The 12,368-nt window shown below is 65.8% G+C and carries 14 protein-coding genes; 4 read left to right on the forward strand and 10 right to left on the reverse strand.

The features are described from left to right. Positions 1 to 18: 18 nt before the first annotated feature. From IV088_RS09185 to IV088_RS09205, 5 genes are all read right to left on the reverse strand, one after another. Complete coding sequence (locus tag IV088_RS09185) at positions 19 to 2,286, reverse strand: methyl-accepting chemotaxis protein (protein ID WP_291100807.1); 2,268 nt, start codon at positions 2,284 to 2,286, stop codon at positions 19 to 21. Positions 2,287 to 2,375: 89 nt separating this feature from the next. Continuing rightward, on the reverse strand, positions 2,376 to 2,915 hold the full coding sequence (locus IV088_RS09190) for a chemotaxis protein CheW (RefSeq protein WP_291100810.1): 540 nt from the start codon (positions 2,913 to 2,915) through the stop codon (positions 2,376 to 2,378). A gap of 34 nt (positions 2,916 to 2,949) precedes the next feature. Further along, complete coding sequence (locus IV088_RS09195; RefSeq protein ID WP_291100870.1) at positions 2,950 to 3,315, reverse strand: response regulator; 366 nt, start codon at positions 3,313 to 3,315, stop codon at positions 2,950 to 2,952. Then, positions 3,315 to 3,710 (reverse strand): response regulator, encoded by a 396-nt coding sequence (locus IV088_RS09200; RefSeq protein WP_236962318.1) that lies wholly within the window; start codon positions 3,708 to 3,710, stop codon positions 3,315 to 3,317. Before IV088_RS09200 ends, IV088_RS09195 begins: the two co-directional genes overlap by 1 nt. Positions 3,711 to 3,793: 83 nt before the next feature. Continuing rightward, complete coding sequence (locus IV088_RS09205; protein ID WP_291100814.1) at positions 3,794 to 3,967, reverse strand: rubredoxin; 174 nt, start codon at positions 3,965 to 3,967, stop codon at positions 3,794 to 3,796. Between the two features lie 128 nt (positions 3,968 to 4,095). Here IV088_RS09205 and IV088_RS09210 point away from each other — a divergent pair, with 128 nt between their 5' ends. Together IV088_RS09210 and hemL are read left to right on the forward strand one after the other, a co-directional pair. Further along, positions 4,096 to 5,046 carry a bifunctional hydroxymethylpyrimidine kinase/phosphomethylpyrimidine kinase gene (locus IV088_RS09210; RefSeq protein ID WP_291100817.1) on the forward strand — a complete coding sequence of 317 codons (951 nt, stop codon included), beginning with the start codon at positions 4,096 to 4,098 and terminating at the stop codon, positions 5,044 to 5,046. Positions 5,047 to 5,074: 28 nt separating this feature from the next. Continuing rightward, positions 5,075 to 6,373 carry a glutamate-1-semialdehyde 2,1-aminomutase gene (gene hemL, locus IV088_RS09215; RefSeq protein WP_291100821.1) on the forward strand — a complete coding sequence of 433 codons (1,299 nt, stop codon included), beginning with the start codon at positions 5,075 to 5,077 and terminating at the stop codon, positions 6,371 to 6,373. A 203-nt stretch (positions 6,374 to 6,576) separates the two neighbouring features. On the opposite strand, the gene purH is transcribed toward hemL, so the two are convergent. The 3 genes from purH to dusB are packed head-to-tail and all read right to left on the reverse strand — an operon-like array spanning position 6,577 to position 9,496. Further along, positions 6,577 to 8,163 (reverse strand): bifunctional phosphoribosylaminoimidazolecarboxamide formyltransferase/IMP cyclohydrolase, encoded by a 1,587-nt coding sequence (gene purH / locus IV088_RS09220; protein ID WP_291100824.1) that lies wholly within the window; start codon positions 8,161 to 8,163, stop codon positions 6,577 to 6,579. Between the two features lie 56 nt (positions 8,164 to 8,219). Further along, positions 8,220 to 8,459: a helix-turn-helix domain-containing protein gene (locus IV088_RS09225; protein ID WP_291100827.1), complete on the reverse strand. Its 240-nt coding sequence runs from the start codon at positions 8,457 to 8,459 to the stop codon at positions 8,220 to 8,222. After that, a complete protein-coding gene (dusB, locus tag IV088_RS09230; RefSeq protein WP_291100830.1) occupies positions 8,456 to 9,496 on the reverse strand; it encodes a tRNA dihydrouridine synthase DusB in 1,041 nt (346 codons plus the stop codon). The genes IV088_RS09225 and dusB overlap by 4 nt, the downstream gene beginning before the upstream one ends. 135 nt (positions 9,497 to 9,631) lie before the next feature. On the opposite strand from dusB, the gene IV088_RS09235 reads away from it, so the two are divergent. After that, positions 9,632 to 10,114, forward strand: coding sequence for a YqaA family protein (locus IV088_RS09235; RefSeq protein WP_291100833.1), 483 nt, complete (start codon positions 9,632 to 9,634; stop codon positions 10,112 to 10,114). A 60-nt stretch (positions 10,115 to 10,174) separates the two neighbouring features. Then, positions 10,175 to 11,347, forward strand: a complete 1,173-nt coding sequence (locus IV088_RS09240; RefSeq protein WP_291100837.1) for an MFS transporter — start codon at positions 10,175 to 10,177, stop codon at positions 11,345 to 11,347. Here IV088_RS09240 and IV088_RS09245 read toward each other — a convergent pair. Together IV088_RS09245 and IV088_RS09250 are read right to left on the reverse strand one after the other, a co-directional pair. Beyond that, a complete protein-coding gene (locus IV088_RS09245) occupies positions 11,332 to 12,105 on the reverse strand; it encodes an RNA pseudouridine synthase (RefSeq protein WP_291100841.1) in 774 nt (257 codons plus the stop codon). The two genes, IV088_RS09240 and IV088_RS09245, sit on opposite strands and share 16 nt — an antisense overlap. Before the next feature lie 6 nt (positions 12,106 to 12,111). Then, positions 12,112 to 12,368 (reverse strand): DUF933 domain-containing protein (locus IV088_RS09250; protein WP_291100844.1); only part of this gene is annotated, 257 nt, incomplete at its 5' end.

Genomic DNA, 12,368 nt, shown 5'->3' on the forward strand with positions numbered 1-12,368 from the left:
GGCCTGACGGCAAGGAGATCAGGCGATCTTGAATCGCGACACCGATTGGCGCAGTTCTTCGGCCATGGCCGAGAGTTCACGCACCTGCTGGGCGGTGGAGCGTGTGCCCTCGCCGGTTTGCTCTGTCACCGCAAAGATGTGCTGGATGTTGCCCGCCACCTCGTTGGCCGATTCGGCTTCCCGCAAGGTCGCGCTGGAAATCTGCTCAATCAGCTCGGCGAGTCGGCGCGACACGCGATCGATCTCGGACAGCGCGGTACCGGCGTTGTCCGACAGTTTGGCCCCTTCGACCACACCCTGGGTGGAGCGCTCCATGGCGGCCACCGCGTCTTGGGTGTCGGTCTGAATCGCCTTCACCAGCGCCGCGATCTGGCGCGTGGCGTCGGCAGAACGTTCGGCCAGTCGCTGCACTTCTTCCGCCACCACCGAGAAGCCGCGACCGGCTTCACCGGCCGATGCGGCCTGGATGGCGGCGTTCAGGGCCAGCACGTTGGTCTGCTCGGTAATGTCGGAAATCAGCTCCGTGATTTCACCGATCTCTTGCGACGACTCACCGAGGCGCTTGATGCGCTTGGAGGTTTCCTGAATCTGGTCCCGGATGGCATTCATACCGCCGATGGCATCCTGCACAGCCTGAAGACCGGACTCGGCGGCCTGCAGCGACGTGCGCGCCACATGGGCCGACTCCTGCGCCTGCCCCGACACCTGGTTGATGCGTTCCGCCATGTCCAGCACCGATTGACCCGTTTCACGGATCTCGCGCAACTGTTCGGTGGACGCCGCCAGCAGCTCGGTCGAGGTGCTTTCCACCGCAGACGTCGTCTGCGCCACTCGCGTGGCCGTGGCCTGCACGTTGCCGACCAGCGATCGCAGTTCTTCCACGGTGTAGTTCACCGAGTCAGCGATGGCACCGGTGATGTCTTCCGTCACCGTGGCTTCCTGCGTCAGGTCGCCCTCGGCCACTGTCTGCAATTCGTTCATGAGCCGCAGAATGGCCGCCTGGTTGGCGTCGTTCACGCGTTTGGCGTCCTGCTGCTGCGACTCGGCCACGACCTTTTCGCCCTCAGCGACCAACTGCCGCTGCCGGCTGTCTTGCAGCTGGAGGTACGCCAGACCGGCACCGCACAGCAGCGTGAACAGGGAAGACAGCAGCAAGGCCGCGAGCTCGGTGCCGCCCACGCCCGCGCTGGAGGACAGGTCGCTCTGGAGCTTCTCCAGACCGAGCCGGAGCGGCTCGCTGTCCGCAATGATGCCGGCCTGCGCTTCGCGCGCCGACACCAGCCCTTGCAGGTTGCCCAGAATGGCGCCGGCTTCGGTTCGGGTCTGTTCGTACAGCTTGAGCAACGCCTCAAGACGCTCACGAATCTGCGGATCGCTGGACGACTTCAGGCGCAGTTCGGTGCTGCCATTGAGCAGGCCATCGGCGATTTCCTTGAAGGTGTTCAAGTCCTTGCCCAGCAGGAACACCGCTTCGGGACTCACGCCTTCCATGGTCAGGAATTCGTTGGCCGACTTGCCGATGCGCTGAGTCAGCATCACGAGTTGGCCGGAGGCCGAAATCTCGGTGGCAGGCGCGCCCAGCTGCAACTTCAACGAAGACACCGTCTCCGCAATTTCCAGCAGGTCAGAGGACTGGCGGTTGATGGAACGCAGCGCATCGCCCACCTGGGTCAGGGTCTTCTGCTGGCCCAGAATGACTTCTGCGTTGGCGCGTGCACGCTCGACCACGGGCCCGAGTTGCGCCAGTTGCTCTTGAAACTGTGGCGCCAGCGCGTCCATGGTGGCCGCTTGCTGGGCCGCACCCGATCCACCACTCCCACCTTGCCGGAAGGCCACGACGTTGCCGGAGAGGATGTCCGAGCTGTCCCGCACTTCGACAAAGGCCGGAGGGCTGCCGATCAAGGCCTGCGATGCGCTTTTGGCCAGACGCTGCGACTGCATCAGGGCCTGGCCGCTGGCCGCCACCTGCTGACCCACTTTGTCGGTCTTGTTCAGGACGAAAAACACCACCGCCGCAAGCACCACCACCGCGAACAGCAACAGGGTACCGAGGATGCGTCGATGCTGTTCAGCCGTCCTGCGGCCCAGCAGTGGCAGGCTGAGCAGGCCGGAGCCCGCCGAATCCTCGAGTGGCTCACTCAACCGACTTTCGCCGAAGCCGTCGTCGTCCGCATCGGCGGGCGCCAGCCGTTCTGCAGCGACGCGAGCAAGCTCTTCGGGCGATGCATTGCTCAGATCAGGCTCTGCGGCATTTTTGTTTTTGAACAGTCGATCAAGCAGGGCCATGAGAAAACCTTCCAACTGAAAATCAGGGTCGAAACCGACCCGGTCATCCAAACAAGACGAACACCGAAAGCGCCAGCATCAAGCCGGTGTCAGGCCGCGATCGAAAGAAACTCCGTGTCACCCGCCAGTGCCTGAAGGTTCAGCTCCTGCCACGAACGGCCTTCGCCGTCGATCAGGCGCCGCGCAAACCAGGCCGGCGCATTCGGCAGGCTCTCGGCCAGGCGTTCAAACATGGCGGGGTTGCGAAGACCCAGCAGGCGATCAATCCACAGCACAGCATTGACACCCAGGGCAGCGTGCAAACTGACCAGACGCGACTCGGACGTCACGCGATCGGACACCCGCGCATCGGGGCCTGCCGCCACCGCACCGCTGAGCTGTCCCAGATCGACGACGCCGTGAAGCCCCCCGCGCAGGCTGGCCACGCCAACGTACCAGGGCTTGGTGTAGGGCACCGCTTGCAGGTTGGCCCAGGAGAAGATTTCCCCGGACTGCACGAGGGGCACCAAAAACCGGTGACCTCCCGTCTCCACCGCCAACCAGGACGCTGTGACCGCCTCGGACTTGGCGGCGGTCAACCGCTCCGCCAGACGCACCTGCAAATCTTTGAGTGACTGTCGTTTGGCCATGCTCGAGGGGTTTCAATGGACGGAGGGCGACGCCTCAGTCGAGTGCCCGGATCTTGGAGATCAGTTCCTCGGCATTCACCGGTTTGGTGACGTAATCACGCGCGCCCTGGCGCATGCCCCAGACACGGTCGGTCTCCTGATTTTTGCTGGTGCACATGATGATCGGAATGTCGGAATATTGGGGATCCCGGGCGATCGCACGGGTCAACTGAAAACCATTCTGACCGGGCATCACCACGTCCATCAGGATCAATTCCGGCTTTTCCTCGCTGAGCCGACGAAAGGCCTCTTCGGCATTCTCAGCGGTTCGAACTTTGTAGCCATTTTTCACCAGCAGATCCGACAGGACCATCAGCTCGGTCTTGGAATCGTCCACCACCAGTATTTTTTGGATCGGCATCATGGGGCTCCTGTGAGATGGGCGCCAAACTGTTGCACGGCTTGCAGCAGCTGGTCTTTGGTGAAGGGTTTGGTGAGGTATTCCTGCGAACCGACCATGCGCCCACGCGCCTTGTCGAACACGCCGTCTTTGGACGACAGCATCACCACGGGAATGCTGGCGAAACGCGCATTGCGCTTGATGATGGCACAGGTCTGGTAGCCGTCCAGGCGGGGCATCAGGATGTCGCAGAACACCAGATCTGGCTGGTAATCGTTGATCTTGGCCAGAGCGTCGAAGCCGTCCTCCGCCAGCAGCACCTCGTGCCCACCCTGCTTGAGGAAAATCTCGGCGCTGCGTCGGATGGTGTTGCTGTCGTCCACCACGAGGACCTTGAAAGTGGGCGTTGTGTTCACGGCAGGTTCACTCCAGAAAGCGGTTCAGAACGGATCACCAAACAGTGTCGCACGGGTCAGACGGGACAGGACACTGGCGATCCTCAGATTTGGACCATCTCGAAGTCTTCCTTGCGGGCGCCACACTCGGGGCAGGTCCAGTTCATCGGCACATCCGCCCATGCCGTTCCGGGCGCAATACCCTCATCTGGCGACCCGGTGGCCTCGTCGTAAATCCAGCCGCAAATGAGGCACATCCAGGTCTTGGTATCGGTCATGGTGATGGGGGCAGTGTCTTAGAATCCGGCCATTGTATCGACCCATAGAGGGCCGCCAGTGGACTCTCTCTGCTGGAAATCCCGAGGACAACCGCTTCGGTGAAACGCGTCACGCACCCCTCACTTTCATGCCCCAAACCCCTGCCCCCCCTGCGCCCGACACCATCGCGGAGCCCGGTGAAACCTCGCTGCCCTGCGTGATGGTGTTCAACGCCAACGATCCGAGCGGCGCGGGCGGCCTGTCGGCGGACCTCACCGCGATGTCCAGCGCCTCGGCCCATGTGCTTCCTGTGGTCACAGGCACCTACGTGCGCGACACCTCCGAGATCCACGACCATTTCGCGTTCGACGAAGAAGCGGTGACGGACCAGGCCCGCGCAGCGCTCGAAGACATGCCCGTGCAGGCCTTCAAGGTCGGCTTTGTCGGCAGCCCCGAGAATCTCGCGGCCATCGCGGGCATCACCACCGACTACGCGGAGGTGCCGGTCATCACCTACATGCCCGATCTGTCGTGGTGGGACGAGCTGGCGATCGAAACCTATCTCGACGCCTGCGTCGAACTGTTGCTGCCGCAAACCACCGTGCTGGTGGGCAACCACAGCACGCTGTCGCGCTGGCTGCTCCCCGAGTGGGAGGGTGACCGCTCACCGAACGCGCGCGAGGTCGCCCGGGCGGCCGCCGTGCACGGAGTGCCCTACACGCTGGTGACCGGTTTCAATGCCGCCGACCAGTACCTCGAGAGCCACCTGGCCAGCCCGGAAGCGGTGCTGGCCACGGCCCGCTACGAACGGTTCGACGCCACCTTCAGTGGGGCGGGCGACACCTTGTCGGCGGCGCTCTGCGCGCTGATCGCCTCGGGCGCGGATCTGCAATCGGCCTGCGCCGAAGCACTGACCTACCTCGACCAGTGCCTGGACGCCGGATTCCAGCCTGGCATGGGCCACGCCGTGCCCGATCGCCTGTTCTGGGCCCATGAAGACGACGAGGACAGCGATGCGCCGGGGGAAGAACGCGATGGCGAAGCCCCTGACAGTCGGCTGGATTCCAGCGACTTTCCGCTCGACACGACCAAACACTGATCCCTCTGCATCCTGACAGGCACGCTCCATGACCGACCGCAACCTCGCGCTGTTTGAACGCGCCAAACAACTTATTCCTGGCGGTGTGAACTCGCCCGTGCGCGCGTTCCGTGCCGTGGGTGGCACACCGCGTTTCGTTCAGCGGGCACAAGGCGCGTACTTCTGGGACGCCAACGGCCAGAAGTACATCGACTACATCGGTTCCTGGGGTCCGATGATCCTGGGCCACGGCCACCCGGCCGTGTTGGACGCGGTGCAGAAAGCCGTGCTCGAAGGCTTCTCCTACGGCGCGCCGACCGAGCGCGAAGTGGAGCTGGCCGAAGAGATCATCAAGCTGGTGCCCAGCATCGACATGGTGCGACTGGTGAGTTCGGGCACCGAAGCCGGCATGAGCACGATCCGCCTGGCGCGCGGCGCCACCGGCCGCAAAAAGATCATCAAGTTCGAAGGCTGCTACCACGGCCACGCCGACGCCCTGCTGGTGAAGGCCGGCTCGGGCCTGGCCACCTTTGGCAACCCGACCAGTGCCGGCGTGCCACCCGAGGTGGTGCAGCACACCATCGTGCTCGAATACAACAACGTCGAGCAGCTCGAGGCTGCGTTCATCGAGCACGGCGCCGATGTGGCCTGTCTGATCATTGAGCCGATCGCGGGCAACATGAACTTCGTGCGCGCCAGCGTGCCGTTCATGAAGCGCTGCCGCGAGCTGTGCACGCAACACGGTGCGCTGCTGGCATTTGACGAGGTGATGACGGGATTCCGCGTCGCGCTCGGTGGCGCGCAGAGCGTGTACGCCAAGCTGATCCCAGGCTTCGAGCCCGACATGACGGTGATGGGCAAGGTGATCGGAGGCGGCATGCCGCTGGCGGCCTTTGGCGCCAAGCGCGCGGTGATGGAGCAGCTCGCCCCCCTGGGTGGCGTCTACCAGGCCGGCACGCTGAGCGGCAACCCGGTGGCCACGGCCTGTGGTCTGGCGACGCTGAAAGAAATCCAGAAGCCCGGCTTCTACGAAGCGTTGTCGGCGACCACACAGTCGCTGGTGAGCGGCCTGACCTCCGCCGCCGCAGCCGAAGGCGTGACCTTGTGCGGCGACAGCCAGGGCGGCATGTTCGGCTTCTTCCTGTTCGATGAACTGCCGCAGAACTACGCCAAGGTCATGACCACCGACGGCCCACGGTTCAACACCCTGTTCCACGGCCTGCTGGACCGCGGCGTGTACATCGCCCCGGCCCTGTACGAAGCCGGGTTCGTGAGCGCCGCGCACACAGCGGCAGACATTGCGGACACCGTGGCGGCTGCGCGTGAGGTGTTCAAGCAGCTAGGCTGAGATACCGCTTCACCCGCAGAAAAAAGGCCGGTGTTTCCGGCCTTTTTTTGTGTGCAGCTCTTCGGTCACCGCCCCTCCAGAAACGAACCGGCAGACCGGGAGAAGGTCTGGATCAAGGTCGCCGCGGAACCGGCTTTGCCGGGCGGCAGGTGACGCCCCCTTGAGGGGGTGACGCACCGAGGGTGCGGCGCGCGGGGGAGGGCTCAGTGCCGGAAGTGGCGCACGCCGGAATACACCATCACAACACCACGCTCATCGGCCGCATCGATCACCTCCTGATCGCGCATCGAGCCACCCGGCTGGATGACGCAGGTCGCGCCCGCATCCACCACCACGTCCAGACCGTCGCGGAACGGGAAGAAGGCGTCGCTCGCCACCGCCGTGCCCTGCAGCGTCAGCTTGGCGTGACCGGCCTTGATGCTGGCGATGCGGGCCGAATCGAGGCGGCTCATCTGGCCGGCGCCCACGCCCATGGTCATGCCGTCCTTGCAGAACACGATGGCGTTGGACTTCACGAACTTCGCCACCTTCCAGGCAAACAGCAGGTCTTCGAGTTGCTGCTCGGTCGGCTGCAGCTTGGTGACCACCTTCAGATCGGCGCGCTGCAGCACGTGGTTGTCGGCGCTCTGCATCAGCAGACCCGAGCCGATGCGCTTCACGTCGTTGAGGTTCAGGCCCTTGTCCCACGCGGTGGGGCCGCCCGGCGGGAGCGCGATTTCGAGCACGCGCACATTGGCCTTGGCCTTGAAGACTTCCAGCGCTTCGGGCGTGTAGCCGGGGGCCATCAACACTTCAACGAACTGCTTGCTGATCGCCTGCGCACCCGCGCCGTCGAGCACGCGGTTGAGGGCGATGATGCCGCCGAAGGCACTGGTCGGGTCGGTCTGGAAGGCCTTGCTGTAGGCCTCCAGCGCATCCTTGCCCACGGCCACGCCGCAGGGGTTGGCGTGCTTGACGATCACGCAGGCGGGCACGTCGAAGCTCTTGACGCATTCCCAGGCCGCGTCGGCGTCGGCGATGTTGTTGTAGCTCAGCTCCTTGCCCTGCAACTGCTTGGCCGTGACCAGCGAGCCCGGGGCTGGGTAGAGGTCGCGGTAGAAGGCGGCGGTCTGGTGCGGGTTCTCGCCGTAACGCAGGTCCTGCAGCTTGACGAAGCGGCCGTTGGACTGGCCGGGGTATTCGGTGCGCTTCGGCACGCTGGCACCCTCTTCGAACTGAATGGACGAGAGGTAGTCGCTGATCGCGCCGTCGTACTGGCTGATGCGGTTGAACGCGGCGACGGACAGGCCGAAGCGCGTTTGGTCGCTGAGCTTGCCGCTGGCCTTCAGTTCGTCGATCACGGCCGGGTACTGGGTCGCGTCGGTCAGCACCGCCACGTCCTTCCAGTTCTTGGCGGCGCTGCGCACCATGGCCGGGCCGCCGATGTCGATGTTCTCGATCGCGTCTTCCAGCGTGCAACCGGCCTTGGCCACGGTGGCTTCAAACGGGTAGAGGTTGACGATCAGGATGTCGATGGTGTCGATGCCGTGCGTCTTCAACGCGGCCATGTGCTCGGGCACATCGCGGCGCGCCAGCAGGCCGCCGTGCACCTTGGGGTGCAGGGTCTTGACGCGGCCGTCGAGCATCTCGGGGAAGGCCGTGACTTCGGCCACCTCGGTCACGGGCAGGCCCTTCTCGGCCAGCAGCTTGGCGGTGCCGCCGGTGGAGATCAGGGACACGCCCAGACCGTGCAGGGTCTGGGCCAGTTCGACGATGCCGGTCTTGTCGGAGACGGAGATGAGTGCTCGCATGGGAAGGGGTCTCGGGGAGGTTTTGAATTCGGTTCGCGCAGGAAAGCCAGGGCGGCTCAATCGATGAGTTTGTGTTCCAGCAGCTTCTTGCGCAGGGTGTTGCGGTTCAGGCCCAGCCATTGCGCCGCGCGCGACTGGTTGTTCTGCGACTGCTGCATCACGACTTCAAGCAAGGGCTTCTCGACCGCCTTGACCAGCATGTCGTGCAGGCCGGCGGGGTCGGTGCCGTCGAGGTCTTGAAAATACGCCTCAAGGCTGGCACGCACACAGTCGTGCAGGTTGTTCGGTGAGCTCATGCGGCCAGCTTCCAGTTGTCTTCTCGGGTCATGGGGTGGTCGGGCCCGATGGCGGCCCAGGCGTCAAAACTGTCGCGCACGCAGTCCAGCTGCGCCTGCGCGGTGGTGAGCGCGTTGATGCGTTGGCGGAACACCCCCGCGGCGCCCGCAGGCAGGGGCAACGCCTGCGCGTACCAACCCAGGTGCTTGCGCGCGCTGCGCACGCCGGTGTACTCGCCGTAGAGGCTGTGGTGGTCTTCCAGGTGATCGAGCAGCCAGGCCTTGACCTCCAGCAGGTCGGGCGGCGGCAGCATGTCACCGGTGGCCAGGAAGTGCGCGATCTCGCGGAAGATCCAGGGCCGGCCCTGGGCGGCGCGGCCGATCATGATGGCGTCGGCACCGGTGCGGGCGAGCACGTCGCGCGCCTGCTGCGGGCCGGTGATGTCGCCGTTGGCGACCACCGGAATCTTCACCCGGCTCTTGATGAGGGCCACGGTGTCGTGTTCGGCAAACCCTTTGTAACCCTGCTCGCGGGTGCGACCGTGCACGGTCAGCATCTGCACGCCGGCGGCCTCGGCCGCGAGTGCGATGGCCGGCGCGTTCTTGCCGTCGGCACACCAGCCGGTGCGCATCTTGAGCGTCACCGGCACACCGTGCGGCGCGGCGGCGGCCACCACGGCTTCAACGATCTCGATGGCCAGCGCTTCGTCCTGCATCAACGCAGAACCCGCCCACTTGTTGCAGACTTTCTTGGCCGGGCAGCCCATGTTGATGTCGATGATCTGGGCGCCGCGGTCGATGTTGTAGCGCGCGGCGTCGGCCATCATGGCCGCGTCGGTGCCCGCGATCTGCACCGCGATCGGTCCGGGCTCACCGCTGTGGTCGGCGCGGCGCGAGGTCTTGAGGCTGTCCTGCAGGTCGGGCCGCGAGGTCACCATCTCGCTCACCGCGTAGCCCGCGCCCAGGCGCTTGCAGAGCTTGCGGAACGGCCGGTCCGTCACACCCGCCATGGGGGCGACGAACAGGGCATTCGGCAGGGTGTACGGGCCCAGTTGCATGGCGCGGGATGAATTCGGGTGGGGGTGTGGCGGGGCCCCGCCCGTCGACAAAGCCGTGGATGGGGAGGGGCATTGTATCTGCCTGTTTTTTCAGCAGACGATATGCTCTCGCCTCTTTCACCGCACATCCCGCCCATGCCCGACTGGCTTGTTTCACTGCTCCATTGGCTGGCCATGCCCGAAGCGGGTCTGGGGGCGCTGTTTGTGGTGTCGCTGCTGTCCGCCACCTTGCTGCCCGTGGGGTCCGAGGCGGCGCTGTTTGGCCTGCTCAAGCTCAACCCCGACCTGTTCTGGCACGCCATCGCGGTGGCCACAGTGGGCAACACCCTGGGCGGCGCGGTGAGCTGGTTCATGGGGCTGGGCGCGCACCGGGTGATCGACAAGGCGCGCCACCAACCCACCGAGCTGCACGCGCTGCGCTGGTTGCAGCGCTTCGGCCCCAAGGCCTGCCTGATGGCGTGGCTGCCCCTCATCGGCGACCCGCTGTGCGCGGTGGCGGGCTGGCTCAAGTTCCCGTTCTGGCCGTGTGTGGCCTACATGGCGGCGGGCAAGCTGCTGCGCTACCTGGTGCTCACGGTGCTGCTGCTCAAGGTGTTCCCGGGGGGACTCCCGGTCTGAGCGCGCGGGCGGGTTCGCGCCGATACTGGCGGCCCCACCCTCACCCTCACCCTCACCACCATGACCCCTCCCCGTTCCGGCGCCGCGCCGGCGCCCGCGCTGTGGGCCCTGATGATGGGCAACTTCGTCATCGGCACCGGCATCATGGCCGTGCCGGGCACGCTCAACGACATCAGCCGGTCGCTGGACGTGTCGATCCCGCAGGCCGGGCAACTGATCACCGCCGGCGCCATCCTCATGGGGCTGGGCGCGCCGGTGTTTGCCACCCTGGTCGCGGGCTGGGACCGGCGCCGCCTGCTCACGCTCTCGCTGCTCTGGTACGGGTTGCTCATGGGCCTGAGCGCCCTGGCGCCCAGCTACGGCGCGCTGCTGCCGCTGCGCGTGCTCGCCGTGATCTCGCCCGCCATCTTCACGCCCCAGGCGGCCGCCAGCGTGGGCCTGATGGTGTCGCCCGAGCGGCGCGGACGCGCCATCACCTTCGTCTTCATGGGCTGGTCGGTGGCCTCGGTCATGGGCATGCCACTCTCGGCCTGGATCGGTGGCGCGTTTGGCTGGCGATGGGCCTTCGGGCTGGTGAGCGTGATGGCCGTGCTCAGTGCGGCCTGGGTCTGGCGCGCCATGCCCGACGGCATCCGCCCCGCGGCGCTGTCGCGCGACGCCTGGCGCCAGACCCTGGGCTCGGCGCCGCTGATGTTGACCCTGGGCGTGACCCTGCTCTCGGGCTTCGGGCAGTTCATTCTGTTTGCGTATTTCGCGCCCTACCTGCAACAGACGCTGGCCACCAGCGCCACCACGCTCTCGCTGTTGTTCCTGTGGTTCGGTGCGTTTGGCCTGGCGGGCAACGTGGCGCTCACGCGCTGGGTGGACCGCCTGGGCGCGCCGCGCGCGGTGTGGCTCACCTTGTGCCTGATGGCCCTGAGTCTGGCGATCTGGCCACTGGGCCGCCACGGCCTCTGGGTGCAGGCGCTGGTGATGGTGCCTTGGGCGCTCGGCTGCTTTGCGGCCAACTCGGCGCAGCAGGCGCGACTGGTGCAGCTGTCACCCGTGCTCGCCCCCGCGACCGTGGCACTCAATACCTCGGCCATCTACGCCGGTCAGGGCTTGGGGGCGGCGTTGGGTGGGTTGCTGATTGCGCAGGGTCAGATGCTGAACCTGCACAACGTCGGCCTCGTGCTCATGCTGTCGGCCATGGGCCTGAGCGTGTGGGCCGCCCGGTTTCAGAACCGTTCGTAACCCAGCAGGTAACGCCACTCGCCGACCGGCAGACCGGCCAACGAGATGCGGCCGAGCCGCAGGCGACGCAAAGCGGTGAGCTGCAGGCCGGCACGCTCACACAGGTGCGCCACCTGACCGGGGCGATTGCCCTTGATCGCCAGGCGCAGGCGCAGTTCGCTCTGCCAGCTGGCGCGCGCTGAAGGCACGGCCCAGCCGTCGAAAAACAGCGCCTTGCCCAGCGAGCGAAGCACTGCTTCGCGCCTCGCATCGTCTTCCAGCTCGGGATCGGCGGCCACCTCGGCCAGCCACTCATGCTCCAGCTGCGCGGCGTCGTCGGTCATCTTGCGCGCCACGCCCGGGTTCTGCGTGAACACCATCAGGCCGCTGGCTTTGGTGCCCAGCGGCGCCACGGGCAGCAGCTTGTGCAGGTGCGCCTTGAGCGGACGCACGCCGGAACGGTCGCCCTTGAAACGGTTGGCGTTGGTGAACCACTTGGCGGCCAGCGCGTCCGGCAGCAGCGGCTCGTCGGGCAGCACCCGGGTGGCCGGCTTGTGCCAGATCAGCGTCATCGACTCCAGCGACTCCAACTTGGCCTTGGGGTCCAGCGTCACGGTCTGGTGGTCGCTGACCCGCTCCATCGGTTCTTCGACCACCTTGCCATCCACCCGCACCCAGCCCCCGGCGATGTAGTTCTCGGCGTCGCTGCGCGAACAGGGCAACTGGGCCGCCAGGCGTTTGGCCAGGCGTTGGGGTTCGGGCCGGCCGGTGTCGGTCATGGCGCTTCAGCTGCTGAAAAGGAAGTTCATCACGTCGCCATCTTTGACGACGTATTCCTTGCCTTCGGCGCGCATCTTGCCGGCGTCTTTGGCGCCCTGCTCGCCCTTGAACTGGATGAAGTCGTCGAACGCGATGGTCTGGGCGCGGATGTAGCCCTTCTCGAAATCGGTGTGGATCACGCCGGCCGCCTGCGGGCCGGTGTCGCCCACGTGGATGGTCCAGGCGCGCACTTCCTTCACACCGGCGGTGAAGTAGGTCTGCA

Origin of the sequence: Hydrogenophaga sp. (assembly GCF_018780075.1) — a bacterium.
GTDB lineage: Bacteria > Pseudomonadota > Gammaproteobacteria > Burkholderiales > Burkholderiaceae_C > Hydrogenophaga.